The following is a 26508-nucleotide window of genomic DNA, read 5'->3' as shown; positions in this document are numbered from 1 at the left end:
AAACGCCAGTCACTCTTCTTTTGTCATTATAGATTTTTCGCAAGTTCCTGTCAAGCGTGCGGCTTCATCAGGCCGCCGGGGATGTCGAGGGTGGCGAAGTAGTCGCCCAAGGTTTCGGCGCGGCGGATGAGTTCGACGCTGCCGTCTTCTCGGAGCAGCAGTTCCGCGCTTCTGAGCTTGCCGTTGTAGTTGAAGCCCATGGCGTGGCCGTGTGCGCCGGTGTCGTGGATGACGATGCGGTCGCCGATGTCGATCTTGGGCAGTTTGCGATCGATGGCGAATTTGTCGTTGTTTTCGCAGAGCGAGCCGGTGATGTCGTAGATGTGATCGCAGAAGGCGTCTTCCTTGCCGACGACGGTGATGTGGTGATACGCGCCGTAGAGTGCGGGGCGCATGAGGTTCGCCATGCAGGCGTCGAGGCCGATGTAGTCCTTGTACGTCTTCTTTTCATGCAGCGCCGTTGTGACGAGCCAGCCGTAGGGGCCGGTGATGTAGCGGCCAGATTCTGCCTTGATGGCGAGGCCTGCGAGTCCCGCCGGCTCGATGATCTTCTTGTAGAGCGCTTCGATGCCGCTTCCGACGCGCTCGACGTCGATGGCTTCTTCTTCGGGGCGATAGGGAATGCCGAAGCCGCCGCCGAGGTTGACGAATTCGAGCGAGATGCCGAGGCGCTTCTTGATTTCTACGGCGAGGTTGAACATGAGTTCCGCCGTGAAGAGGAAGGCTTCATTCCTAAGCTCGCTCGATATGACCATGGTGTGCAGGCCGAAGCGCTTGACGCCCTTTTCGCGTGCGATCTTGTAGGCGTCGAAGATCTGGTGGTGCGTAAGGCCGTACTTCGCCTCGGTCGGCTTGCCGATGATGTCGTTGCCTTCGATGAGCGGGCCGGGATTGTAGCGGAAGGAGAGGCAGTCGGGGAAGCCCGCGCACTTTTCGAGGTAGTCGATGTGGCTGATGTCGTCGAGATTGATGATGGCGCCGAGTTCGCGCGCTTTCTGGAATTCCTCGGCGGGCGTGTCGTTCGAGGTCAGCATGATCTCTTCGCCCTTGATGCCGGCGGCCTCGGAGAGAAGGAGTTCGGCGATGGAGCTGCAGTCCGTGCCCGCGCCCTCTTCGTGCAGAATCTGCAGGAGGCGCGGATTTGGCGCTGCCTTGACGGCGAAGTGCTCGGTGAAGTTCGGCGCCCACGAGAAGGCTCGCTTGAAGCGGCGGAAGTTCTCGCGAATGGCCTTTTCGTCGTAGATGTGAAAGGGCGTCGGATATTGTTCGATGATTTCCTCAAGCCTCTCGCGGCTTATGGGGAAAACTTTTTCTGTCATAAGGATGCCTCCCAAAATGTTTCTGATGGAGTGAAAAGCCGCCTGTGCGGCGGCGCTGATTCTTTCGCCATTATAACAATGCAGCGCAGGGCTGTCAATGAAGGCGATTTGTGGTATAATAGAAGAAAATATTTGATTTGCATGAGAAACTGCACGCACAAACGTCCGCTTCGTGGACAAACGTGCGCCGCCCTTAAGGAAAGTTACCCAATCAGCCTGCGCCTTCGGCTGGGCTTCGTGGGCTTTCATAAAATATCGCTGTGCGCGGAAAGGAGGAGAAGTCTTGCGGCTCTACATTGCGGAGAAACCGAGCATGGGGCGCGAGATTGCCAAGTGCCTCGAAGGCCCTGTGCGCGCGCACGACGGCTGGCTGGAAACGGCGGAAGGCGCGGTGACGTGGGGCTTCGGTCATATCCTGCGACAGAAGGAGCCGGAGGAGTACAGCGAGAAGTACAAGTTCTGGCGCACGGAGGATCTGCCCATCGTGCCCGCCGAGTGGCAGCTCGTCGTCGCGCCGTCGGCAGCGCGGCAGTTCCGCATCGTCAAGGATCTCATCGCGCGTGCCGATGAGATCGTCCATGCGGGCGACCCCGACCGCGAGGGGCAGCTTCTGATCGACGAGGTGCTCGACTTCGTCGGCAACGAAAAGCCCGTCAAGCGCATCCTTCTGAACGCGCTCGACGAGAAGAGCATCCGCGAGGCGAATGCGGATCTTCGCGAGAACAGCGACTTCTACGCGCTCAAGCAGTCGGCGCTGGCGCGTGCCCGCGCCGACTGGCTCATCGGCATGAACCTTTCGCGCGCCTATACGCTCGCGGCACGCCGTGCGGGGCACAAGAAGCTCGTTCTGCCCGTGGGCAGGGTCAAGACGCCGACCTTGGCGCTCGTCGTGCGCCGCGAGCGTGAGATCGAGGGCTTCAAGCCCGTAGATTATTTCGAGATTCGTGTGAAGTTCCGCCATGCAGATGGGGATTTCACAGCCGTCTGGAAGCCGCGCGAGGAGGAGCCGGGGCTTGACCGCGAGGGAAGGCTCGTCGACGAGGCGGCGGCACAGGCGCGCCTCGCGGGTTTCGCCGAGCCGCCTGCAGACGGGCACGTGACGGAGCTGCATCGCGCGAAGAAGACGGAGGGACAGCGACTGCCGTTTTCGCTTTCATCGCTTCAGGTGCTCGCGGGCAGGAAGTACGGCTACGAGCCGCAGCTCGTGCTCGATACGGCGCAGAAGCTCTATGAGAAGAAGCTCACGACATACCCGCGCTCGGACTCGGAATATCTGCCGCTGAACCAGCGAAAGGATGCGTCCGCGATCCTCGCGCATCTCAGGGACGGCGACGATGCGGCTCTGTCGCATTGGGCGGGCGGCGCGGACGCGAAGATCAAGAGCCGCGCATGGAACGACAAGAAGGTGACGGCGCATCATGCGATCATTCCGACGCGCGTGCGTGCGCGGCTCGGGACGCTCACGGAGACGGAAGAGAACATCTACCGCCTGATCGCGCAGGCGTTCATCGCGCAATTCTATCCCGAACATGTCTACGAAAAGACGCATGCGGTTCTCGACTATCACGGCGAGGTGTTTGCCGTGAATGGGCGGCGCGAGATTCAGGCGGGCTGGCGTGCCATTTACCGCACGGCGAAGAAGGGCGCGGGTGAAGAAGCTGATGCGGGCGATGCAGACGGCGAGGAAGAAGACGGCGGCGTCCTGCCGCCCTTGAAGAAGGGCGACGCCGTGACGTACTTGAGCGGCGCGCTCAAGAAGCGTGCGACGAAGCCGCCGCCGCGCTTCACGCCGGCGACGCTCCTGCAGGGCATGAAGGAGATCCACAAGTACGTGCTCGACCCCGAGGCGAAGAAACGCCTCAAGGATGTCTACGGCATCGGCACGGAGGCGACGCGTGCGGCGATCATCGACGATCTCATCAAGCGGCGCTTCCTTTCGGCGAAGGGCAAGAAGAAGCTGCTCTATCCGACCGATACGGCGTACCTCCTCGTCGACGCCCTGCCCGACGATCTCGTCTATCCCGACGCCACGGCGCTTTGGGAGGACAAGCTGCACTCGATGGCAGACGGCGAGGGCACGCTCGAAGAGTTTCTGTCGGCGCAGGTCGCTTTCACGCGCCGCCTTGTGGCGAAGGCGCTCGACGCGAAGATCGAGCGCGGGGGCGAGCATCCGTGCCCGCGCTGCCAAAACGGCGTCCTCGTGAAGCGCCGCGGCAAAAACGGCGACTTCTGGGGCTGCTCGAACTACCCGCGCTGCCGCATGAGCTGCGACGACAAGGAGGGAAAGCCCGATCTCGGCTCGCGTGCGCCACGGGCAGCTTCGGCGAGGTCTGCACCGTCTCGCGCAGGTCAGAAGGATGTGCGCCCCGCCCGCAATTTTGGCGCGCCCGCGCTTTCGGAGGAGGAGATGGCGGCATTCCTCGCCGAGTATGCGCCGCTGCCGTCCGCACAAGAGATGATGAATTCCCCTTCGGACGGCAAAAAGGGAGCAGGAAAAGCAAAAGCGGTTGTAGAATAAACGAAAGTAAGATATGTCAGTGCATTTTGATGGGGGAGAGTTCTTGGAAGATCCTTTTTTATTGTCTTTGAAAATTCTTGTCGTCTTTCTGCTCGTCTTCGGCAATGCGTTCTTCGTTGCGGCGGAGTTTTCCATCGTCAAGATGCGCAGTTCGCGGCTCGACGTGCTCATCGCCGAGGGCAACCGCCGCGCATCGTATGCGAAGAAGCTGGCCGATCGCCTTGACGTGGCGCTTTCCGTCACGCAGCTTGGCATCACCATCGTTTCCCTGGGCTTGGGCTGGCTCGGCGAGCCTGTCGTCGCTTCCTTGCTGCATCCGGCATTTTCGTGGTTCGGCGTGCCCGAGAGCGCGGTTGAAACCGTCTCCTTCGCCATCGCGTTTTTCCTCATCACCTCGCTGCACATCGTGGGCGGCGAGCTGATTCCGAAGAACGTCGCGATCCGCAAGGTCGAGAGTGTCGCGCTCACGGTCGCCTTGCCGCTCCTCGTCTTCCAGCGCATCATGTATCCTTTCGTCTGGCTGCTGAATCACGTCGCGAACTGGGCGGAGGAACGCATGGGCTTCTCCGTCGTGACGAAGGAGGAGGATGTGGCGCATACGGAAGAGGAGATCCGCGTCCTCATGGAGGAGAGTCATCGCCAAGGCTTCATCGATAAGACGGAATTGGAATTCGTCGACAACGTCTTTGACTTCGCCGATCTCTCCGTGCGCGAGATCATGATTCCGCGCACGGACATGGTCTGCCTCGACCTTGAGGATTCCTTGGAAGAGAGCATTGAGATGGCGATGGAGGAGAGGCTCACGCGCTATCCGATCTGCGACGGGGGCAAGGACAACATCATCGGTTTCCTGCATATCAAGGACTTTTTACAAACGCTTTACAAGAAAGAAGAGCCCGATCTTCGGAAGCTCGCTCGTCATGCGCTCGTCGTGCCCGAGGCCATGGCCGTCAGCCGCCTTTTGCAGACGATGCAGCAGGAGCGCTCGCAGCTTGCCATCGTCGTCGATGAGTACGGCGGCACGGCGGGCATGGTCACGATCGAGGACGTCATCGAGGAAATCGTCGGAGATATTCAGGACGAGTTCGATACGGATCGCCCGCTGGTGGAAAAGAAGGGCGCGTGTCTTTACTCTGTCGACGCCAAGATGCTCTTGGAGGAACTTGAGGACATCCTGGAGGTCGCGATCGACGAGGAGGAGATCGACAGCGTGGGCGGCTGGCTTTCGGCGCATGTCGACAATCCGCCGCGCATCGGACAGAAGGCGGCGTTCGGCGATGCACAGTTCTTCGTCGAGGAAACGGAGGGCGTGCGCATCACGCGCGTCCTCTGCCGCCTTGGGCGAGAGCTGCAGAAGGAGCATGACGAGATCGTCGATCTCACGCAGTCGCGCAAGACCGACGGCATAAGATATATGAGCGGGCGCCGCAGGGATGGAAAGGGCGTCCGCGTGAATTGAGATTCTCGTAAGGGAAGCCGGGGCTGGCGCAGGAGAAGGTTGCGAAGCAGCCCGATCAGGGAAAGAACGGTGAGGACATGGCATCAAATTTTGATTTCTTGATGGCGCGAAAGGATTACAAGGCGATCGCGAAGACGGCGATGGAGGCGGAGCGGCGCTTCGGCACGTCATATCCGGAGTGTGCGATCTTGGCGGAGCGTGCAGTCAAGCTGGCGGTGCGCTGGATGTTTACGCACGATGCGGGACTCGCGCTGCCGTATCGCGAGGCGATCGCTCGCCTCATTCATGAGCCGACGCTCAAGAAACTCCGTCCGGCTGGAATGAATTCTCTCGTGCATTACATCCTGCATCTCGGCAATGTCGTCGCTTATCGCGGCATGGACGTCTCACGCGAGGAGGCCTTGCTCGCACTGCGCGGACTGCACGCAGCCCTTTCATGGTTGGCGGCGTGCTACGAGGAAGGTTTTTCGCCGACTCCTTTCGATGAGAGCCTTTTGCCGACGGGCGGCAAGGAACACAATGCGAATCCTCTGAAACTTTTGGAGCTCTACAAGGAGCCGTTCGAAGGCGGCGCCCTTTTGCCGCGGCGCAAGAAGAACCGCGAGGCTTCGGAGAAGTTTGCCGCCCTGCGGGAAAAAAATAGGAACGGCAGCGTCGTCGAGGTGCCTGCCGACCTCCTTGCTGAGACGCGCGGCCGCTACATCTTGGTGGACAGTGCGCAGGCGGGATGGACTCTGGGCGAGGACTTCTTCATGAACGCGCAGATCGAGGGCGCGGGAAAAAAGACGCCGACCATCGACATCCTCTTCACCGACGCCGAGAAGAAACCGCTGGCCGTCATGGCGGTCAAGGCGGCGGAGCATTCCGCAGAAGACGGCGTCGCTCAAGCGAAGGAATGGGCGACGCTCGTGGAACAGAAGTACGGCGAACGTCCCTATATTTTTCTTCTGCGCGAGGGAGGATACTGCTATCTGGATGAGGCGAGCGGCACATTGCGTCCGATTCATGGATGCTTTTCGCGCGCCGGTTTGGAGCGGCGCCTGCGCTTCCGCCGCCTTTACGATCCGGACGGACATCCGGATCTTGCCGGGGACATTGTGAACCGCCCGTATCAGCAGGAAGCCGTCTGGCGTATATGCGAGGATGTGCATCGGGGCGTGCGCCGGCTTCTCGTTTCCACGCCGCCGGGCACAGGGAAGACGCGCATGGCGGCGGGCGCCATTGAGGCATTGCTCCACCAGAAAGCCGTCAGCAAGGTGCTCTACCTTGCTGATCGCGAGGAACTTGTGCATCAGGCTTACGAGCAATTTCGCATGCTGCTGCCCGACGCGAAGCTCGTCGACCTTCTCGGCGATGTGCGCGAAGAGGCGCAGGCAGACATCGTTTTCGCGACGGCGACCATCATGATGGACGCCGTGAACGAGAGTCGGACAGAAACGGGGGCGCGTCTCTACGATCCGGCGCACTTCGATCTCGTCATCATTGACGAGTCGCACCCGAGCATCTACGATGACCATCTTGTCATCCTCAACTACTTCGATGCGATCCTCTTGGGTTTCTCGTCGCTTCCACCGACAGCTCCGGGTGAAGCGGAGGTCTACCGCTTCTACGATCTTGCACCGGGCAAGCCGACCTTTGCCTACAGTCTGGCAGAGGCGCTGCGCGATGGATGGCTCGTCGACTTCACGCTGCGCGACGAAGCGCCCGAGGGCGTCATGGAACCACGCCTTCTCTATGCCGATCTCACGGAGGAGCAGCGAACGATCGCGGAGATGGAGTATTCCGATACGGGCGCGATCGCGAGCAAGGATTTCGACGTGCCGGCCGTGAACAACTGGCTCTTCAGCGAGGAAACGATCCAGGCGATGCTCGAAAACCTTTTGCAGCATGGTCTCAAAACGCCGGACGGCAAGCTCGGCAAGACGATCATCTTTGCGAAGAACAGTCTGCAGGCGAAGGCGATCGCCTTCATTTTCCAGCGGCTCCATCCCGAGTACGGTGCAGACTTCATCCGTGCGCTCGATGCCCGTACGCCCGATCTTGCCGAGGCGGTGCAGGCTTTTTCGCTGTCCGATGAGCAGCTGACGATCGCTGTTTCCGTCGACGTCTTGGACACGGGCTTTGACATTCCTTCCGTCGAGAATCTCGTCTTCTTCCGCAAGGTGCATTCGCTGAGCAAGTTCAGTCAAATGCTCGGCAGGGGCATGCGCTTCTGCGCCGACTTGAACGGTGCGGGAAAGGACAAGGAAAAGTTCCTCGTCATGGACTACTGCAAGAATTTTACATTCTTCGATATGGAGAAGTGAGGGAAGTTTATGAAATTCAAGTTTTTGCATAACAACATCAACGTGCGCGATCTCGCGCGTTCGCTCGCCTTCTATGAGAAGGCGCTCGGTCTCAAGGAAGTGAGCCGCATGGAGATGCCCGATTTCACGCTCGTCTACCTGGGCGACGGCGGCTCGACGCCGCACGAGCTTGAGTTGACATGGCTCAAGGATCGCGAGACGCCGTACAATCTCGGCGACAATGAGTTCCACCTCGCCTTCGGCGTCGACGACTTTGCGGCGGCGCACAAGCTGCACGAGGAGATGGGCTGTATCTGCTACGAGAATGCGGCGATGGGCATCTACTTCATCAGCGATCCCGACGGCTATTGGCTCGAAGTCTTGCCGAAATGGTGATCGCGCAGTTCGAGCGGACTGGCGTATGGGGAAGGGGCACGGCAAGGATGCAGAATATGAGAGATAAGACGAACAGTCATAAGGGAACGAAAGCGGCGCGGACGGCATGAGTCTCCGCGCCGCTTTTTCTATATATAAAATTTATATGTTGATAAGTTTTTCTGGCGCGAAACGAATGACGGCTGTCGAAGAAGCCGAGGCACTTTCGCGCCGCTGCCAAGTCGGGGAGTTTCCCGCACCCAGGAAGGGAGAAAGAACATGAGCAAGAAAACACGTATCGTCGTCGTTGGCGCAGGCTTCGGCGGAGTCAAGGTCGTACGCGAACTGGCAAAGGATAAGAGCCTTGACATCACGATCGTCGACCGCCGCAACTTCCATCTTTTTCAGCCGCTGCTCTATCAGCTCGCGACGTCACTTCTTTCAACCGATGAGATCGCCTATCCGATCCGCTCCTTCTTCCGCCATAACAAAAATGTTGATCTCTTCATGGCGAAGCTTCGCGGTCTCGACAAGGAGCGCAAGGTCGTCATCACGAATCACGGCGAGATTCCCTACGATTATCTGGTTCTCGCGGCGGGCGCGACGACGAATTTCTTTGGCATGGAGAGCGTCGAGGAGCATTCCTTCCCGATGAAGACCTTGCAGGAGGCGCTGCACATCCGCAATCATGTCATCCACATGTTCGAGCGCGCCAACAAGATCGAGCATAACGAGGAGGAGCGCCGCCGCATGCTGAGCTTCGTCGTCGTCGGCGGCGGCCCGACGGGCGTTGAGCTCGCAGGCTCTCTGGCCGAGGTCATCAACCTCATCATGAAGGACGAGTATCACAATCTTTCGCCCGATGAGATCAGCGTCAAGCTCGTCGAGGCGACGGGCGGGCTTCTGCCCATGATGCCGCCTGATCTGCAGCAGGAAACGGTGCGCGTCTTGGAGAAGAAAGGCATCGACGTCATGCTCAACACGCAGGTCGCAGGCTGCGACAAGAACAGCCTGATCTTGAAGGATGGTCGGGTCATTCCGACGAATACGGTCATTTGGGCGGCGGGCGTCAAGGCGGTGCCGATCATCAGTAAGCTCGGTTTCGCGTGCGACCGCGCAGGACGCGTCATCGTCAACGAGAAACTGCAGGTCGAGGGCGAGCGTGACATCTTCGCCATCGGCGACTGTGCCTCCTTCTGCCACGGCACGGAGCGTCCGCTGGCGACGGTCGCGCCCGTCGCGACGCAGGGCGGCGCCGTCGCTGCGCGCAATATCAAGCGCTTGATCGCGGGCGATGAGAATTTGGAAACGTTCCACTACAAGGATCAGGGCGCGATGGCGACGATCGGCAGGACGGAGGCCGTCGTCAATATGAACGGCACGAAGATGAAGGGCTTCATCGCTTGGGTCGTCTGGATGTTCGTCCACCTCCTGCGTCTCGCGGGCGCACATACGAACACGACGGTGCTCTTGAAATGGACATGGAACCTCTTGTCGGGCACGCGTCTTGGCCGCATCATCACGAATATGCAATACGACGAGTCGCGCGAGCTTCGGCCGATGCCGCTCGATCCGGAGGAGAAGGGTTGAACTTGCAGAAAAACTATCATTGCTATTGGAAAAAAAGTGCCGCCGCCCTGGCTTTGTGCCTTGCGGCGGCGGCACTTTCGCCGCAGGGAGCGGAGCGCGCGGAGGCTGCAGCGACCTTGGGCGAAGTGCACATGACGGCGTATGCCGCGACGAAGGACCGTACAATCGTGCTGGAACGTGATGCGGCGCAGAAGGAGGCGGGCGCTCCCATGGAGGAGGATGCGAATGCAAGGAATGAACAGATGGACGAGAGGGCGGCGGCAGGCACGAGGCCGCCGATGTCCGTGAATCCCGAGGGGAAGGAAACGGTGCGCAGGCTGCCGAAGAAGCTGCGCTTCTTGTGGCAGCCCGTCGCCGACGCCGTGCGCTACGAGTTCGTCATCGAAGAAGGCGCGGGAGAGAAGGCGAAGGCTGTCTACCGCGACACGCATGTGTTCAACAACGGCGTGGAAATCGCGCTCGCAGGACGCGGCTGGCTCGATGCGAACCACTATTGGCGCGTGCGTGCGCTCGATTACGACGGCAATGCACGCTCGGCTTTCACGCCGCCTGCCGCCGTCGAGCTGGCCGAGAAGGATCCGGCGGCGCCGCATCCGACGAGCGAGTTCCAGAAGATGGACTATGTGCCGCTCTATCCGACGTACTCGTGGATTCCTGTGCAGGGGGCTGCTGAGTACGAGGTCTCCGTCTGGAAGCGAGGCAGGACGGAGCCCGCGCTCCTGCACATGCTTTACGCGACCGATCTCACTTGTTACGATACCTACGGTTTTGCGACGCCCGGCAATTACTACTGGAAGGTGCGTGCCCTTGACGCTGCACGCCAGCCCATCAGCGGCTGGTCGGAGAACGTGCCGTTCGAGGTCAAGTCTCCCGTCACCGTCGCCGCGCTCGGCGACAGCATCACGCACGGCGGCGGCGCCATCGTCTACGGCCCCGACCGCGCAATCTACGATTGGGAAACGTACGCGGCATTTCCCATCAAGAACCTCGGCTACTCGGGCGATACCGTCGAGGCGATGGAAGCGCGTTTCGAGCGCGACGTGCTGCCGTTCCGCCCGAAGATTCTCGTCATCATGGGCGGCGTGAACAACTATCGCGTGGGCGGCAGGGCGACGGATATCATCATCGTGCTCGCACGCATCCGCGACAAGTGCACGGCGCACGGCATCACGCCCGTCTTCTCTACGGTCACTTCGCTCAATCCCGCGAAGATCGCGAAGCTGCAGTATGCGCAGAATCCGCCCGCCAACTGGAGCGACGAGCAGGCGGCGCTCAACCGCTGGATCTTGTCGCAGCCCTACTGCGTCGACATCACGACGGTTCTCTCCGATGAGCGAGGGCAGCTTGAGGATATTTACACAACTGACGGCCTGCATCCCGACAGCGCGGCGAAGCGCTTCATCGGCGAGACGATCAGCAACTACCTGCGTGCGAGATTTCCGCAGGTGGTCGAGCCGATTTTGCGCGAGCCGAGAGTGTGAAGAAGGGAGTTTCCGGAATAAGAGCTGCCCGCGTTGTCTGCGCGGGCGGCTCTTATTCTGTCTGAATCCCGTGGTCGGCAAAGTTTGTGGAATGTTGCTCCGAACTATGCTATACTTTATGCGTTGCCGCCTCCAGACTGGCACGGGAAGGAGGGTATCGGTGATGTTAGGTACATTTATTCTCTCCATCTTGGCTGGTGTAATTGCCAATCACATTAGCAAATGGCTCGATGAGAGGGAGAACGACGGCGACGAGCCTAGGGAGTAAGCCCACCTGCAATAAGGGAATAGAAAATCCCCCAAGCTGCAATCTTGGGGGATTTTCGCGTATCGGTTATGATACTAGGTACATTCGCCAGTCACAGTATAGCATACTTTACTGTTTTCATGCAAGTTGAATATAGTGGCTTTGCCCTGCTTTCCGGCAGGTTTTGCGTTTTTTAGACCGTCGCCTTGCCCCAAACCGTGCCGCGCTCCTCAAAGATGGCTCTGCCCGCAGTGAGGTCTGTCAGAGTCGCCTGAACGGGAGCGAGCTGATGCTCTTCCAACAGCAGCAGCAAGGTGACCTTTTCCTCGTAAATCGCATCCTCCGTGCGAAGATTCTCCTGCCGCACGAAGTTTTCGACGAGTGCGAGAAGCGTGTAGTCGACTGTCACGGCGAGACGCGCAAGCTGCATAGAGCGCACGAGGGAGGAGGCTTCGAGCGCGAGGTGTGCGGCGTGGCCGTAGGCGCGGATGAGGCCGCCCGCACCGAGCTTGATGCCGCCGAAGTAGCGTGTGACGACGACGACGGTATCGACGAGGCCGCGCTTCTTGATCGCTTCTAAGATGGGATTGCCCGAGGTTCCGCCCGGCTCGCCGTCGTCGTTCGACTTCTGCTTTTCGCCGCCTGCGCCGAGCACCCAGGCGCTTGGGTTGTGGCGTGCGTCGTAATACTTCTTCTTGCAGGAAAGCAGGAAGGCGCGCGCTTCCTCTTCCGTCGCCGCGTGAGCGGCTTCGGCGATGAAGCGCGATCGCTGAATCTCATATTCGGCTGTGCCGCCCGTTTCGATCGTCGTGAAATTTTCCATGTGCTTTCTGCTCTTCCTTATGATTCAATTCCGCAATGTTCGTTGCGGACGCTTGTCTACTATATACTATATATAGTAACACATCTCCCGGTGAAAGACGAGGGGGATCGGGATGTCAAAAAATCCTGCGATTTCTCAGAAATATTCGCTTGGCATTTCCCTGCGTTTGGTGTAGTATTGTCCTTAAGCTGTATTCGTGCAGAGAGTTTCTCTAGGGGGTTTTAACTTCATCATACGGAAGGTTGTGTTATCAAGGCCATGAATGGGACGCAGATGAACAGAGGGTTGAAGAACAGGCATGTGCAGATGATTTCGCTCGGCGGGGTCATTGGCAGCGGCTATTTTCTCGGCACGGGGTATGTGCTGGAAAAGGCAGGGCCGGCGGCGATCCTGGCGTATCTTTTGGGCGGAGTCATCGTGCTCTGCGTCATGCTCTCCTTGGCGGAGCTGGCGGTCGCCAAGCCTGTTTCGGGTTCTTTTGTCGCCTATGCGCGCGAGAACATCTCTTCGACGTGGGCGTGCGGCGTGGGCTGGGCGTACTGGCTCAACTGGATGGCGTATGTGCCGTCCGAGATGATCGCCGCGGGCATCATCATGAACAATTTTGTGCCCGAAGTCAGCCAGCTGTGGTGGGCCGTGTTCTTCGGCCTCGTCGTGACCGTGCTGAACCTCTTTCGCGTCGACAAGTTCGGCGAGAGCGAGTTCTGGCTGTCCCTTGTGAAGATCCTGGCCTTGGTTGCTTTCAGCGTCGTGGCGGCGCTCATCTGTCTCGGGCTTTTCGGCGGAGAGGGATTCATCGGCACGCGCATCCTCCTTTCGAGCGGCGGCTTCACGCCGAACGGCTGGTGGGCGATCGTCCTGACGATGGTCATCATCCTCGTGAATTTCCAAGGCACGGAGATCATCGGCCTTGCGGCGGGCGAGTGCAAAGAGCCGGAGAAGAGCATCCCCATCGCCGTGCGCAACGTGACGTGGCGCATCATCGCGCTCTACATCGTCCCGATCTCCCTTCTGATCTCCATTCTGCCGTGGGAAGAGGCGAGCATCTCCGAAAGCGTCTTTGCGGCGGCGCTCGCCGCGCACGGCCTCGACTCCTTGGCGGCCGCGCTCGCCTTCGTCGTTCTGACGGCCGCCGTGTCGTGCTCGAACTCGGGTCTTTATTCGAGTGCGCGGGCGCTCTATTCGCTCGCTCGCATGGACATGGCGCCGGCATTTCTCGCCCAGATCAACAGCAAGGGCGTGCCGCGCAATTCCATTCTCATGTCGGTTTCGGCGTGCTGGCTCGTCATCCTGCTCTACACGTTCAATCCCGATTCGGCGGTCTATACGTATCTTCTCGCTGTATCGGGCTGCACGGGGGCGATCGCGTGGATTTCGATCTGCTGGAGTCAGTATCGCTTCCGCCGCCGCCTCATCGCCGAGGGGCTGGAGCATACCCTGCGCTACAAGACGCCGTTCTTTCCTTATGTGACGCTCTTCGGCATCTGGGCGCAGGTCTTCTGCCTCGTCGTGCTCGCCTTCACGCCCGACCTGCGGCAGGCCTTCTACATGGGCGTGCCGATGCTCGTCGTGCCGATGCTCTGGCATAGGCTGCGCAGTCTGTACCGCGCACGCGTCGCAGCGGCGAGAAATGGCTGAATCGTAGAGCCAAGAACCAACATAAGAGGCACGCGTGCTGCACCGCCCAATGCGAAGGCAATATTTCCGCGAGCTAAAGCCCGCCCATTCCCCTAAAGAACGACCAAGATTCAAACGCGCTTCGCTTGAACGAGAATCTTGGTCGAAGGGGGAATGGGCGGGCTTTTTGACGCTCGCTCCAAAAAGGCTTCGCTTATGGACGGTGCAGCACGATTCGTCATTCGTCCTTTTCCGGCGGAATCGTGAGATTTTCGCGCAGTGCGCTGATTTCTTCGGCGAGGAAGAGGCCGGGCGGCGATTCGCGGATCATCGTGTCCTCCAGGATGCGGCTCTGCTCGGCGACGTCGCGCGTGAGGAGCTGCGCGGGGTCGGCGGCGTTCTTCGTGCGGCTGATCACCTGCTGCTGCGCTTCGGCGTAGGCGAGCGTCTTCTGCCGCACGGCGGCGCAGAGGTCGTAGTTGATGCCGCTGAGCGCGAGCGGCGGGATGTGCGCGTCGACGGCGTCACGCGTGTGCTTGGCGTCTTCGGCGAGCTGCGTGAGACGCACGTAGGCCGTCTGGATGTCGATCGCGCCTTCTTTGAAGCTCTCAAGGATGTTGTGGTACTGCTGCCAGTTGTAGTCGAGCTGTGTGATGTTCTTCTTGTGCTCGTCGTACCAGGCGGTGAAGATTTCCTGCTGCTGATGAATCTCGCTGCGTTCTTCTTCCGTCATCTTGGACGCGGGCGGCGGCGGGAAGCTCCAGAACGCCGCTGCTCCTGCGAAGAGGAGCGTGAGGGAGAAGAGTGCCCAGATCTTTCGGTTGGGAAGCCAGCGGTAGAGCAGCACGAGGGATAGGAAGATGAGAGCGAGCAGGATGTATTTGTATGATGGCATAGGTTTTTCCTTTCGGGGAGGGAGGAGCAGCAGACAAAACTTTCCTCCATTGTAACATAAGGAAGTCCTTGCGTGAAGCGATGAAAGCCGTTATACTGAAACAGTGTGGACGTGAGAAAGATTCGCGCGGAAAGGTGGAAGCGCATGCTGACGATCGTTATGCTTTTGACGGGGGATGTGCAGGAAGCGCGCATGGTGCGGGCATACCTGCAAGAAAATTATTCGGGAGAGGAATACGAGCGCATCCTTGTCTACTGCGGCGAGAATGCGGAGGCCGTGACTTTTTTGGATCAAGATCCTTCTGCGGTGCTCTTCGACGGCAGGGGAGCAGGTATAGCGGCTTCTTGCAACGCGGCGCTTCAATATGCGAGCGGACGGGAAATTTTGTTTTCAGCAGCGCCCTACGTCCTTGTGCCGGCAGCGCTCCGCTCCATGAAACGGGCCGCAGACGGCAGTGGCGGAGTTTCGCTCGTCGTGCCGATGCTGCAGGCTCCCGTGGGTGTGGACAAGGCGCAGGAGTTGTTCAAAGACCAGCGTCTCCCCTATCAAGATGCCGAGGGGATGGGGCTCTTTGCTGAAGAGTTGTCCGCGAATCTGGACGTTTCGTTTGTTTCGGCCGTTTTGGAGTTCTGCGTCCTCGCGCAGCGTCAGGTGTTGCTCGATATGGGCGGCTTTTCAGAGGAGTTTCATACGACGCCGTTCCTCATGCTTGACATTTGCCTGCGCTTCTGGCAGATAGAGCGGCCGTGCATTGTCGCGCACGGAGCGTTCGTCCATCGAAATGAGCTGCGGCTATCCTATGATCAGGAAGATGATGAGAATTTTACGCGCAAGCACGGCTTGAAATATCCGTACTCCTTCAATCCGCGGCTGGATCTTCTGCAGATGATGGATCTGCAGAAGCCTTCGCTTAGCGTACTTGAGGTTGGCTGTGCCTGTGGCGTGACGCTTCTCACCGTGCGTAATGCGAATCTTGGGGCGAAGACGTACGGCATCGAATTTGACGAGCAGGCGGCAGCGTTCGCCCGCCATTTCTCCGTTGTCGAGGCGCTCGATGTGGAGACGCTCGATCGGCCTGAGTGGCATGAAAAGTTCGATTACATCATCTTGGGCGATGTCATCGAGCATTTGCGTGAGCCGCAGCGAGCGATGACGAATCTCGCGCTTCTCCTGAAGCCGGGCGGCTGCGTCCTCGTCAGCACGCCGAACGTCATGCATTTCTCCGTATTCCGCATGATGCTTGCGGGGCGCTGGAAGTATGAGGAAGCGGGCATTCTCGACCGCACGCACCTGCGCTTTTTCACGCGCACGGAGCTCCTTGCGCTTTTGGAGGCGGCAGGCTTGGAGCCGCAGAAGGTGTTTGAGTCAAGGGAGGAAACGGAGCACGATCAGGCATTTATCGCGCAGCTTGCCGCCCTTTTGGCAACGGGCGTCGATCCGGAGGAGCTTCACGCTTATCAATGGAAGGTCGTAGCAAAGAAGAGATAGGGGAGAGTTTGTGGAGAAGAAGAGCGTCTGGCGTATATGCCGCGCGATTGTTCGCGGCTATTGGTTTTCCGAGGAGAAGTGGAAGGCGCGAGGGCTTCTCGCCGTCGTCATCGCGCTGAATTTCGTTGCGGTCGGCATGCTCGTCCTGATCAACGATTGGTACAACGAGTTCTACAACGCGCTGCAGGCTTACGAGTACGAGCTTTTCTGGCCGCTCGTCGGCAAGTTCGCGTTTCTCGCCTTCGTGCATATCGCCGTCGCCGTCTACGCCATCTATCTGCGGCAGATGCTGCAGATCAAGTGGCGCACATGGCTCACGGATCGCTACCTCGCACGCTGGATGGAGAATCGCGCCTATTACAAGCTCGAAACGCTTGCCGAGGGCACGGACAATCCCGACCAGCGAATATCGGAGGACATCGGGCAGTTCGTCGAGCTGACGCTCACGCTCTCCGTAGGCTTCTTGAAGCAGCTGACGACGCTCGCGGCGTTTGCCGTCGTCTTGTGGAATCTGTCAGGCGTTTTGACCGTTCCTGTCGGCAGCTGGGAGTTTCACATCTACGGCTACATGCTGTGGTTCTCGCTCATCTACTCCGTCTTGGGCACGGTCGGCGCGCACCGCGTCGGCAGAAAGCTCATCGGGCTGAACTTCGAGAAGCAGCGCTTCGAGGCGGACTTTCGCTTCAGCATGATGCGCGTGCGCGAAAACAGCGAGAGCGTCGCCTTCTACGGCGGTGAAACGCAGGAGGTGCGCGGCTTTTCCGAGCGCTTCGCGCGTGTCATCGGCAACTTCCGCGAACTCATGCGTCAGACGAAGATCCTGAACTTCTACATCAACGGCTACGCGCAGCTCGCGATCATCGTGCCGCTCGTCATGGCGGCGCCGCGCTACTTCGGCGGGGAGATGGCCTTGGGCGGACTCATGCAGACGATCTCGGCCTTTGGCAAGGTGCAGGACGCGCTTTCCTACTTCGTCGAGGCATACGGATCGATTGCCGAGTATGCGGCTGTCGTGCGTCGACTGAGCGGCTTCACGGCGCACATGGAAGAGGTCGATGCCAAGGAGAGCGCTGTCACGCTTTCGACGTCTTCAGGCGGTCTTGACGTGGAGGGACTTTGCGTCTCCCTGCCCGACGGCACGGAGCTTTTGCAAGGCTGCTCATTTTCGCTCGCGCCGGGCGAAGCGCTTCTCGTCACGGGCGCGTCGGGCGCGGGCAAGTCGACGCTTCTTCGCGCTCTTGCAGGGCTTTGGCCGTTCGCGCGTGGCCGCGCAGCGTTCCCAGCGAATGAAAAGCGGCTCTTCCTCTCGCAGCGCCCCTATCTGCCGCTCGGCACGCTGGCGCGCGCCGTAGCGTATCCTTTGACGGCGCAAGGCCCGCGCGAGGAGATGGAACGTGCGCTGCGGCTCGTCGGCATGGAAGCCTTTCTCCCGCGTCTCGACGAGGCTGCCGATTGGAGTCACATCCTTTCGCTTGGCGAGCAGCAGCGCATCGCCTTTGCACGCATCCTGCTCGTGCGCCCGGCGTGGGTGTTCCTCGACGAGGCGACGAGTGCGCTCGACGAGGCGCGCGAGAAGGAACTGTATGAAATGCTCGCGCACGAGCTGCCCGAGATGGGCATCGTGAGCGTCGGGCATCGCTCGACGCTTCGAGAGCAGCACGAAAAGGAACTTCACTTGGGCGGGGCGGGCAGCTTTTCGACGCGCGTGCTCACGGAATCAGCATGAACCCAAAATGAACCAAGAGTGAACCAGAAACAGAAAGCGGGTATCTCCTATATGAATCGCAGAAATTTCCTCAAGAGCGCCGTCCTTCTTGCCGCGGGCGCCTATGTCGCGCCGAGTCTCCTTGTGCCCGAGGAAGCGAAGGCAGCCATTTCGAACGGCGTGCATGTCGTGGAGACGAATCTGACGTTCTTGGAGCTTGATAAGCGAAGCTTCACGGACAGCATCATCCTGCACCATATCGGCGACACGGATCGAGATGTGTCGGCAGCGACGATTCACCAGTGGCATCTGCAGAACGGTTGGTCGGGCATCGGCTATCACTTCGTCGTGCACAAGAATGGCATCATTGAGCGCGGGCGTCCGCTCGACGCCGTTGGCGCGCATTGCTGGCATCACAACGCGACGTCGATCGGCATCAACCTTGTCGGCAACTTCGAGCAGGCGGAGCCGACGACCGTGCAGCTCGATTCCGCCATGCGCCTCATCGCGGAACTTTCGCATCGCTACAAGCTAAAGCCCGGCGCGGGTACGGTCTTCGGACATCGTGATTTCAACTCGACGCTCTGCCCGGGCAAGAACCTCTACGCGAAGCTCTCCGGGATTTGTGCGAGCGCTTCGCGCCTGTAGGAGGACGACATGAGCGAATCGTATCATTATCGGAGAATCCCGAAGCCGCCGCCGGAGGCGAAGGCGCAGGAAAAGACGCGCGGACGAAACACGAAGCGCAACCTCGCGCTCGTCATCCTCGGACTTGGCTACGCACTCTACACGCATGATGTGCCGCTTCTCATCGCTGCGGTTTCCATACTGCTCTTCTTCCTGCAGCCGCTTGCGGAAAAGTACCTCGGGAGCTTCGGCAAGGCGACATCGGGCTTCTTGCGCGGCATCGGCATAGCGCTCTTCATCGGGGCGATCGCCATGCTTTTCCTTTGACGGGCGGCGTGCGGCCGCCCTTTTTTATGTGCTGCGTTCCGTGGACAAGAGTTTGAAAAATCGAGAAAAAAACATTTTCCACGGCTATTACAGCAGGAAATCTTCGTGTTTTGTGGAATAGATATAAAAACGTAAGAAAATGCGAAAGAGCAAGACATTCGTTTCCTCCGCATGGGCGGAAAAGCGCGATGGTTAGCAAGGTGAAATATGGGCGCGGCGAAGTGCGCCCCGAGGAGGGATTCTTATGAGAAAAACAGAGTATCTGGCCATGATCTTGGCGGGCGGACAGGGAAGCCGCCTGGGCGCCTTGACGAAGAAGATCGCAAAGCCCGCCGTACCGTTTGGCGGCAAGTACCGCATCATTGATTTTCCCTTGAGCAACTGCGCCAATTCCGGCATCGACAAGGTCGGCGTCCTCACGCAATATCGTCCGCTGGAGCTTCACAACTATCTCGGGACGGGAAGCGCGTGGGATCTCGACAAGAAGGACGGCGGCGTCTTCATTCTGCCGCCCTATGCGCGCGAGAAGGGCGCCGACTGGTATCAGGGCACGGCGGACGCCATCTATCAGAACATCAACTTCATCGACATCGTCGATCCCGAATATGTGCTGATTCTTTCGGGCGACCATATCTACACGATGGATTACTCGTGGATGCTTGAGGCGCACAAGGGGCACAAGGCGGAGGCGACGATCGGCGTCATCGAGGTGCCGTGGGAAGAGGCGTCGCGCTTCGGCATCATGAACGCCGACAAGGATGGGCGCATCCTTGAGTTCGAGGAGAAGCCGTCCGAGCCGAAGTCGAACCTCGCCTCGATGGGCATTTACATCTTCAACCGCAAGTTCCTGCAGCAGTACCTGGAAGAGGATGCGAAGGACACCATGTCGAGCCACGACTTCGGCAAGAACATCATCCCGAAGATGCTCGCCGACAAAGCGCGTCTCTTCACCTACGCCTTCGACGGCTATTGGAAGGACGTCGGCACGATCGAGAGCCTGTGGCAGGCGAACATGGATCTTTTGCAGGATGAGCCGCCCTTCGCCCTCGACGGCAACTGGCGCATCTATTCGTCCAATCCCTCGCTGCCGCCGCACTACGTCGGCCGCGAGGCGCATGTGAGCCGCTCGATGGTGAGCGAAGGCTCGATGGTCTTTGGCCAGGTGAAGAACTCCGTGATCTTCCAGGGCGTTCGCATCGGCAAGGGCGCACGCGTCACGAATTCGGTCATCATGCCGTTCGCGAAGATAGAGGAAGGCGCCGTCGTCGATCATGCAATCCTCGCGCAGGGGGCGACGATTGCAGCCGGCGCGAAGGTCGAGGGCGAGGAAGGCGCGATCGCCGTCATTCCCGAGAATGAGGTTATCACGGCGGAAGCGGGCAGCAAGCAGGCCGGTTGAAACCTTGCAGCAAGATTTCGAGGAACGGAGTGAAACATTGTGAACACGGTCATGGGACTCATCAACCTGCAGGAAGACAGCGGGCGCATCAAGGAGCTGACCGAGAGCCGGCCCATCGGCTCCATGCCGTTTGCGGGACGCTACCGCGTCATTGACTTCGCGCTTTCGAGCATGGTCAACTCCGGTATCAGTCATGTCGGCATCGTGCTGCCTGAGCAGTCTCGTTCCGTCATGGATCACCTGCGCTCGGGCAAGGACTGGGATCTTGCGAGGCGTCACGAGGGCATGTTCTATCTGCCGCCCGCAAAGGGCGACAAGGACACGCGCCCCGGCGACCTCAAGACCTTTTACCAGAACATCGACTTCGTCGAGCACAGCGCACAGAAGTATGTGCTTCTCGCAAACGCGAGCTACATCTACAACATGAACTTCGCGCCCGTGCTGCGTTTCCATCAGAACACGAACGCGGACATCACGATGGTCTACAACATCGTGAGGGAGGAAGTGCCGGGCGAGAGCATCGTCATTGAGACGGCGGAAAACGGCCTCATTGAGGACATCGCCATGAAGCCCGTCGTCTATCAGGGGTCGAAGGTGTCGAACGGAGCGCTGCTCATGGAGAAGCGCATCTTCGTCGATATGGTGCGCTCGACGTACGAGCACGGCGGCACGGATCTCGTGCTCGACGGCATCATCCGCCGCGCCGATCGCTACACAATGTACGGCTGTATGCACGAGGGCTATACGGCGTGTGTCGCCTCGACCGCCTCGTACTACCGCGCCAACATGGAGGCGCTCGAACCTGCGAACTGGGAAGAGCTCTTCATGCAGAACGGCTTCATCTTCACGAAGTCGAAGGACGGCGTGCCCGTGCAGTACAAGGAGTCCTCACACGTCCAGAACTCGCTCGTCGCGAACGGCTGCGTCGTCTACGGCGAGGTCGAGAACAGCATCCTGTTCCGCGGCGTGACGGTGGGCAAGGGCGTCAAGATCCGAAATTCCATCATCATGGAGAAGTGCGACCTTGAGGACGATGCGCTCGTCGAAAATGTGATCTGCGACAAGAACGTCGTGATCACGAAGGGTCGCTGGCTCAAGGGGGCGCCGAACTACCCGCTGATCGTCAGCAAGAATGCCGTAGTCTGAGGAAGGGCGCGCCGGCAGCGCACCCGCAAGGAAGCCGCTCCTGGGCGCTTGCCTGTTGGAAAAGGCGGGGCGCACGGGGCGGCTTTTCGTCAATGGAATCATGAAGCAGGAAAAGCAAGAAAGCAGTCTGCATTTCGGTCGCATCTTGGTGCGCGAAGCACTCGGGGAAATTTCACTGCGCGAGGACTCGTTTTGTGAAAGGCGTGTAGATCCAAGTGACTGCCAATGTAAGTTAGGAGGACTGATCTCATGGCAAACAAGAGGAATGAGCTGGGGCTGGCAAAGGAAGGTTTGAAACAAAGGTTTCTGGCTACGGCGCATATCCTGTGGGGCAGCGATTTCGCCGACCTCACGTCGCATGAGGTTTATGCGACCATTGCTGCCGTCGTGAAACAGTACATCAGCGAGAACTGGGTCAAGACGAACAAGGCGTACACGAAGCGCCGTGACAAGCAGATCTACTATTTTTCGATCGAATTCCTGCTCGGGCGGCTCATGCGCTCGAATCTCGTCAACTTGGGCGAGATGGAGCTTTTCTCCGATGCTTTGGAAGAACTCGGCGTCAACCTTGACGAAGTGTTTCCCGAGGAGCCGGACGCGGGTCTCGGCAACGGCGGCCTTGGGCGTCTCGCGGCCTGCTTCATCGACTCGATGGCCTCGTTGGGGCTTCCCGGTCACGGCTGCAGCATACGCTACCAGTACGGACTCTTCGAGCAGAAGATCATCAAGGGTAACCAGGTCGAGATTCCCGACAATTGGCTCGGCAACGGCTTCGAGTGGGAGTATCGCAAGGCAGATAAGGCGGTCAACGTCAAGTTCAATGGCAATGCCTACATGAAGGAGGAGGAGGACGGCAGCCTCTCTCTTGTACACGAAGACTACATGACGGTCATGGCTGTTCCCTACGACGTGCCGATCGTCGGCTTCCGCAACAATACGGTCAACACGCTGCGCCTGTGGAACGCCGAAGTCAACCGCGATTTTTCCGACTATGGAACAATGACGCGCGAGCAGATTCAGGCGAAGAAGGAATACCGCAACTTCGTCGAGAGTATCACGGAGTATTTGTACCCCGACGACAGCTCCTACGAAGGCCGCCGCCTGCGCCTCATCCAGGAGTACTTCTTCGTGTCGGCGGGCGTGCAGAGCATCGTGCGCCACTACCTGCTCGCGGGCATGGATATCAAGGATTTCGCGAAGAAGATCGCCATCCACATCAACGACACGCATCCGGCGGTCGCCGTCGCCGAGCTCATGCGCATCCTTGTCGATGAAGAGAGGATGGACTGGGAAGAGGCGTGGGAGATTACGCGCGAGACGATGGCGTACACGAACCACACGATCATGCCGGAAGCTTTGGAGAAGTGGCCGATCGACATGTTCCGCCCTCTCCTGCCGCGCATCTATATGATCGTCGAGGAGATCAACCGCCGCCACCTTGAGGAGGTGCGCAGGCGCTTCCCGAACGGCGAGCAGATGGTGCACGAGCTTTCCATCATCGAGGACGGGCAGGTGCACATGGCGCGGCTCGCCATCGTCGGCAGTCACAGCGTCAACGGCGTTGCGGCAATCCATACGGACATCCTGAAAAAAGACACGTTGAAGTTCTTCCATCGCTATTATCCGACGAAGTTCAACAACAAGACGAACGGCATCACGCATCGCCGCTGGCTCATCGGTGCGAATCCAGAGCTGACCGCGCTCATCGACGAGACGATCGGCGACGCATGGCAGAAGGCGCCAGATCAGCTCTCGCACCTCAACGATCATGTGACGGACAAAGCGTTCTTGGCGGAACTTTCGAAGATCAAGCGCCTCAGAAAGGTCGATCTTTCCGACTATATCCACACGCACGGCGGCATCCTCGTCGATCCCGACATGATCTTTGATGTCCAGGTCAAGCGCATCCATTCGTACAAGCGCCAGATCATGAACATCCTGCACATCATGTACCTCTACCATGAGCTGAAGACGAACAAGCGCTTCCGCATCCCGCCGACGGCGCGATTCTTCGGCGGCAAGGCGGCGCCCGGCTACTACATCGCGAAGGAGACGATCCGCCTGATCAACGCCGTCGCCGACAAGGTCAACAACGACAAGGCGGTCAGCGACATGCTCAAGGTCGTCTTCATCGAGAACTTCGGCGTTTCCATCGGTGAGATCGTCTATCCGGCCGCCGACATCTCCGAGCAGATCTCGACGGCCTCGAAGGAAGCCTCGGGCACGGGCAACATGAAGTTCATGATGAACGGCGCTCTGACGCTCGGCACGCTCGACGGCGCGAACGTTGAGATCAGCCAGGCGGTCGGCCGCGAGCACTGCGAGATCTTCGGCCTTCGTGCAGAGGAGGTTCTGAATTACTACGCGACGGGAAGTTACAAGGCGTGGGACGAGTACAACACGAATCCCGCCGTGCGCCTCGTCGTCTCGCAGCTCGTCGACGGCACCTACGGTGACTTCCACTCGCTGCGCGATTACCTGATTCAGGGCAACGACGAATTCTTCGTGTTGAAGGATTTCAGCGCGTACGACAGGGCGCACAAGAACATGAATCGCAAGTACGAGGATCAGGCTGCATGGCTCAAGTCGTCGGCGATCAACATCGCCAACTCGGGCGTATTTTCTTCGGATCGCACGATCAAGGAGTACGCGGACGACATCTGGCATGTGAAGCCCGCGATCATCGTCTGACGGAAGACCGGTTTGCTGCCCCCGGCGCGAAGACGCGGGGGCGGCGCCCGCAGGTAAGTAAGGAACGAGGCAAGCCGCAAGCCCGCACGGTGGGAGAGCCTTCCCGCGTTGAAGTAAGGGCGACGGAAAGGAATCACGGATAAAGGAATGACCGACACATTCAGTACCTTATTCGTGCTCCTTAGAGTTTTTCTAAGCTGGGAGGAATTATTGTGAACGTATCTGCTTTGAGTGAGTTCGATTTATTCTTATACCACCAAGGGACCAACTACCACGCTTACGAGATGCTCGGCGCCCACTTCATGGAGAAAGACGGCAAAAACGGCGTGCGCTTCGCTGTCTGGGCGCCGCATGCGAAGTCCGTGAGCGTCGTCGGCGACTTCAATGCGTGGGACACGCGCACGCACACGATGGAAAGGATCGGCGACGGTGAGATCTGGGTGACGTTCATCGAGGGACTCGAAGAGGGTGAGGTCTACAAGTATGCGATCGAGCCGCAGTGGGGCGGCCCGCACATCATGAAGGCCGATCCTTACGGCTTCTACGCGGAGAAGAAGCCCAAGACGGCATCGCGCCTCTACGACTTGAGCAAATATCAGTGGAACGATGCCGCATGGCAGGAGCGCAAGAAGACGCATCCGTCGTACTCCAACCCCATGCTGACGTACGAGGTTCATCTCGGCTCGTGGCGGCGCACGCTTGAAGGCGGCTATCTGTCGTATCGCGAGCTTGCCGACCAGCTCATCGGCTACGCGAAGAAGATGAACTATACGCACATCGAGGTCATGCCGCTCTGCGAGCATCCGTTCGACGGATCGTGGGGCTATCAGGCGACGGGGTACTACGCGGTCACGAGCCGCTATGGCGAGCCGGATGACTTCCGCTACTTCGTCGACACGGCACATGCGAACGGTATCGCCGTCATCATGGACTGGGTGCCCGGCCACTTCTGCAAGGACGAGCAGGGGCTTCGCCACTTCGACGGCATGACGCTCTACGAATCGGACAACGAACAGCGTGCCGAGAACTGGGAGTGGGGCACGACGAACTTCGACTACGGTCGGACGGAAGTGCAGAGCTTCCTCATCTCGAACGCCATGTTCTGGTTCGAGGAGTACCATATCGACGGCCTGCGCATCGACGCCGTCGCCAACATGCTCTACCTGAACTACGGCAGGAAGGACGGCGAGTGGCAGCCGAACAAGTACGGAGACACGGGCAACTTGGAAGCCATGGACTTCATCAAGAAGCTCAACGAGGCGATCTTCAAGTTCCATCCCGACGCTTTGATGATCGCTGAGGAGTCGACGGCTTGGCCTCTGATCTCGAAGCCCGTCTACATGGGCGGCATGGGATTCAACTACAAGTGGAACATGGGCTGGATGAACGACATGCTCTCGTACATGAGTCTCGACCCCATCTACCGCAAGTGGAATCAGGACAAGGTCACGTTCTCCTTCATGTATGCCTTCAGCGAGAACTTCGTGCTGCCTCTGTCGCACGACGAGGTCGTGCACGGCAAATGCTCGCTCGTGAGCAAGATGCCCGGTGACTACTGGCAGAAGTTCGCGGGACTGCGCGGCTTCTTCGGCTACTGGATGGCGCATCCCGGCAAGAAGCTCCTCTTCATGGGCGGCGAGTTCGCGCAGTTCATCGAGTGGAATTACGACGACAGCCTCGATTGGCACCTCGTCGAGGAGTACCCGATGCACACGAAGATGCTCGAATACTCGCGCGCCTTGAACAAGTTCTACAAGGAAAACCGCCCGTTCTGGGAAGTCGACTTCGACTGGAACGGCTTCGAGTGGATCGACTGCAACGACAGCGAGAACTCCATCATCACTTTCGTCCGAAAGGCCGACAATGCTGCGGACTTCCTCGTCGTCCTCTGCAACTTCACGCCTGAGGTGCGGCATGACTACCGCATCGGCGTGCCGAAGAAGGGCGAATACCGCGAGGTCTTCAACAGCGATGCCGAGGAGTTCGGCGGCTCGGGCGTGAAAAACGAGGGCGCTCTCCATACGGAGGACGTCCCCTGGCACGACCGCGAGCAGTCGCTCGTCATCACGGTGCCGCCGATGGCCACGATCTATTTGAGGCACAAAGACACGCTCCCTTTTGTCAAACGCTCCACGCCTGAAGAGGAGACGGACGTCCTCGTCGTCAAAGGTGTGGAGACGAAGAAGGAAAAAGAGCCGAAGAAGCCGGCGGCGAAGGTGAGCGATTCGGCGCAGAAAGAAGCGACGAAGGCAGAGCAATCGCCCCGCGAAGCGGCAGAGGGGAAGAAGGCGCACGAAGGGAAGGCGGCGCCTTCCAAGGCCGAGGCGGTGAAGAAGTCGTCCGCTGCCCCGCAGAAGAAGCCGAAGGGCGGCGAAGCGAAAAAGTCCGTCAAGGCTCGTCCGCGCAAGGCGGAGACGGCGAAAGGCGCGACGAAGACGGCGAAACCGCCGAAGAAGAGCAGCAAGAAGAAAGCGGCTGCCCAATGATCGTGGGGAAATGACAGCTGCGTCCGCCTT

18 protein-coding genes are annotated in these 26508 nt (G+C 59.3%); 15 read left to right on the top strand and 3 right to left on the bottom strand.

Annotation, left to right across the window (positions count from 1 at the left end):
* Nucleotides 1-50: 50 nt before the first annotated feature.
* Nucleotides 51-1319 (bottom strand): diaminopimelate decarboxylase family protein, encoded by a 1269-nt coding sequence (locus SELSP_RS10430; protein ID WP_013741023.1) that lies wholly within the window; start codon nucleotides 1317-1319, stop codon nucleotides 51-53.
* A gap of 283 nt (nucleotides 1320-1602) precedes the next feature.
* On the opposite strand from SELSP_RS10430, the gene SELSP_RS10425 reads away from it, so the two are divergent.
* The 6 genes from SELSP_RS10425 to SELSP_RS10400 all read left to right on the top strand — a co-directional run bounded on the left by SELSP_RS10425 (nucleotide 1603) and on the right by SELSP_RS10400 (nucleotide 11027).
* Entirely contained in the window at nucleotides 1603-3837 is a 2235-nt protein-coding gene (locus tag SELSP_RS10425; RefSeq protein WP_013741022.1) for a DNA topoisomerase 3, read from the top strand.
* A 13-nt stretch (nucleotides 3838-3850) separates the two neighbouring features.
* Complete coding sequence (locus tag SELSP_RS10420; protein WP_006193962.1) at nucleotides 3851-5296, top strand: hemolysin family protein; 1446 nt, start codon at nucleotides 3851-3853, stop codon at nucleotides 5294-5296.
* A gap of 101 nt (nucleotides 5297-5397) precedes the next feature.
* Nucleotides 5398-7602: a DEAD/DEAH box helicase family protein gene (locus SELSP_RS10415; protein WP_232362402.1), complete on the top strand. Its 2205-nt coding sequence runs from the start codon at nucleotides 5398-5400 to the stop codon at nucleotides 7600-7602.
* 9 nt (nucleotides 7603-7611) lie between these two features.
* A complete protein-coding gene (locus SELSP_RS10410; protein ID WP_006193965.1) occupies nucleotides 7612-7977 on the top strand; it encodes a VOC family protein in 366 nt (121 codons plus the stop codon).
* 258 nt (nucleotides 7978-8235) lie between these two features.
* Nucleotides 8236-9546, top strand: coding sequence for an NAD(P)/FAD-dependent oxidoreductase (locus SELSP_RS10405; protein ID WP_006193967.1), 1311 nt, complete (start codon nucleotides 8236-8238; stop codon nucleotides 9544-9546).
* Nucleotides 9543-11027, top strand: a complete 1485-nt coding sequence (locus SELSP_RS10400; protein WP_006193968.1) for a GDSL-type esterase/lipase family protein — start codon at nucleotides 9543-9545, stop codon at nucleotides 11025-11027. Before SELSP_RS10405 ends, SELSP_RS10400 begins: the two co-directional genes overlap by 4 nt.
* Nucleotides 11028-11467: 440 nt before the next feature.
* Here the strand turns inward: SELSP_RS10400 and SELSP_RS10390 are convergent, their stop codons facing one another.
* On the bottom strand, nucleotides 11468-12097 hold the full coding sequence (locus tag SELSP_RS10390; protein ID WP_006193972.1) for a YigZ family protein: 630 nt from the start codon (nucleotides 12095-12097) through the stop codon (nucleotides 11468-11470).
* 273 nt (nucleotides 12098-12370) lie between these two features.
* Between SELSP_RS10390 and SELSP_RS10385 the strand changes: the two genes are divergently transcribed.
* A complete protein-coding gene (locus tag SELSP_RS10385) occupies nucleotides 12371-13735 on the top strand; it encodes an amino acid permease (RefSeq protein WP_013741020.1) in 1365 nt (454 codons plus the stop codon).
* 217 nt (nucleotides 13736-13952) lie between these two features.
* On the opposite strand, the gene SELSP_RS10380 is transcribed toward SELSP_RS10385, so the two are convergent.
* Nucleotides 13953-14609 (bottom strand): signal peptidase II, encoded by a 657-nt coding sequence (locus SELSP_RS10380; protein WP_006193974.1) that lies wholly within the window; start codon nucleotides 14607-14609, stop codon nucleotides 13953-13955.
* A 144-nt stretch (nucleotides 14610-14753) separates the two neighbouring features.
* On the opposite strand from SELSP_RS10380, the gene SELSP_RS10375 reads away from it, so the two are divergent.
* The 8 genes from SELSP_RS10375 (at nucleotide 14754) to glgB (ending at nucleotide 26478) form a co-directional block, all read left to right on the top strand.
* Complete coding sequence (locus tag SELSP_RS10375; protein ID WP_013741019.1) at nucleotides 14754-16097, top strand: methyltransferase domain-containing protein; 1344 nt, start codon at nucleotides 14754-14756, stop codon at nucleotides 16095-16097.
* A 10-nt stretch (nucleotides 16098-16107) separates the two neighbouring features.
* Nucleotides 16108-17823 carry an ABC transporter ATP-binding protein/permease gene (locus tag SELSP_RS10370; protein ID WP_006193976.1) on the top strand — a complete coding sequence of 572 codons (1716 nt, stop codon included), beginning with the start codon at nucleotides 16108-16110 and terminating at the stop codon, nucleotides 17821-17823.
* Nucleotides 17824-17874: 51 nt separating this feature from the next.
* On the top strand, nucleotides 17875-18450 hold the full coding sequence (locus SELSP_RS10365; protein WP_013741018.1) for an N-acetylmuramoyl-L-alanine amidase: 576 nt from the start codon (nucleotides 17875-17877) through the stop codon (nucleotides 18448-18450).
* Between the two features lie 9 nt (nucleotides 18451-18459).
* Complete coding sequence (locus tag SELSP_RS10360; protein WP_006193978.1) at nucleotides 18460-18756, top strand: hypothetical protein; 297 nt, start codon at nucleotides 18460-18462, stop codon at nucleotides 18754-18756.
* 244 nt (nucleotides 18757-19000) lie between these two features.
* Nucleotides 19001-20155 carry a glucose-1-phosphate adenylyltransferase gene (locus tag SELSP_RS10355; RefSeq protein WP_006193980.1) on the top strand — a complete coding sequence of 385 codons (1155 nt, stop codon included), beginning with the start codon at nucleotides 19001-19003 and terminating at the stop codon, nucleotides 20153-20155.
* Nucleotides 20156-20194: 39 nt separating this feature from the next.
* On the top strand, nucleotides 20195-21301 hold the full coding sequence (glgD, locus tag SELSP_RS10350; protein ID WP_013741017.1) for a glucose-1-phosphate adenylyltransferase subunit GlgD: 1107 nt from the start codon (nucleotides 20195-20197) through the stop codon (nucleotides 21299-21301).
* A 249-nt stretch (nucleotides 21302-21550) separates the two neighbouring features.
* The gene (locus tag SELSP_RS10345; protein WP_006193983.1) at nucleotides 21551-23992 is read left to right on the top strand and encodes a glycogen/starch/alpha-glucan phosphorylase; all 2442 of its coding nucleotides are present in this window, start codon (nucleotides 21551-21553) and stop codon (nucleotides 23990-23992) included.
* A gap of 212 nt (nucleotides 23993-24204) precedes the next feature.
* On the top strand, nucleotides 24205-26478 hold the full coding sequence (glgB, locus tag SELSP_RS10340; protein WP_013741016.1) for a 1,4-alpha-glucan branching protein GlgB: 2274 nt from the start codon (nucleotides 24205-24207) through the stop codon (nucleotides 26476-26478).
* Nucleotides 26479-26508 lie beyond the last annotated feature (30 nt).

The sequence above is a fragment of the Selenomonas sputigena ATCC 35185 genome (genome assembly GCF_000208405.1).
In the GTDB taxonomy this organism is placed as follows: Bacteria; Bacillota; Negativicutes; order Selenomonadales; family Selenomonadaceae; genus Selenomonas; species Selenomonas sputigena.
The sequence above is the reverse complement of the archived record's forward strand: the minus strand, read 5'-3'. Positions and strand labels throughout refer to the sequence as shown.

Bases quoted from the DNA above. Each gene is read 5' to 3' on its own strand.
- SELSP_RS10405 (WP_006193967.1), top strand. From the start codon at position 8,236: ATGAGCAAGAAAACACGTATCGTCGTCGTTGGCGCAGGCTTCGGCGGA.
- SELSP_RS10415 (WP_232362402.1), top strand. From the start codon at position 5,398: ATGGCGCGAAAGGATTACAAGGCGATCGCGAAGACGGCGATGGAGGCG.
- SELSP_RS10360 (WP_006193978.1), top strand. From the start codon at position 18,460: ATGAGCGAATCGTATCATTATCGGAGAATCCCGAAGCCGCCGCCGGAG.
- SELSP_RS10390 (WP_006193972.1), bottom strand. From the start codon at position 12,097: ATGGAAAATTTCACGACGATCGAAACGGGCGGCACAGCCGAATATGAG.
- SELSP_RS10365 (WP_013741018.1), top strand. From the start codon at position 17,875: ATGAATCGCAGAAATTTCCTCAAGAGCGCCGTCCTTCTTGCCGCGGGC.
- SELSP_RS10345 (WP_006193983.1), top strand. From the start codon at position 21,551: ATGGCAAACAAGAGGAATGAGCTGGGGCTGGCAAAGGAAGGTTTGAAA.
- SELSP_RS10355 (WP_006193980.1), top strand. From the start codon at position 19,001: ATGAGAAAAACAGAGTATCTGGCCATGATCTTGGCGGGCGGACAGGGA.
- SELSP_RS10380 (WP_006193974.1), bottom strand. From the start codon at position 14,609: ATGCCATCATACAAATACATCCTGCTCGCTCTCATCTTCCTATCCCTC.
- SELSP_RS10420 (WP_006193962.1), top strand. From the start codon at position 3,851: ATGTCAGTGCATTTTGATGGGGGAGAGTTCTTGGAAGATCCTTTTTTA.
- SELSP_RS10375 (WP_013741019.1), top strand. From the start codon at position 14,754: ATGCTGACGATCGTTATGCTTTTGACGGGGGATGTGCAGGAAGCGCGC.
- SELSP_RS10430 (WP_013741023.1), bottom strand. From the start codon at position 1,319: ATGACAGAAAAAGTTTTCCCCATAAGCCGCGAGAGGCTTGAGGAAATC.
- SELSP_RS10385 (WP_013741020.1), top strand. From the start codon at position 12,371: ATGAACAGAGGGTTGAAGAACAGGCATGTGCAGATGATTTCGCTCGGC.
- SELSP_RS10410 (WP_006193965.1), top strand. From the start codon at position 7,612: ATGAAATTCAAGTTTTTGCATAACAACATCAACGTGCGCGATCTCGCG.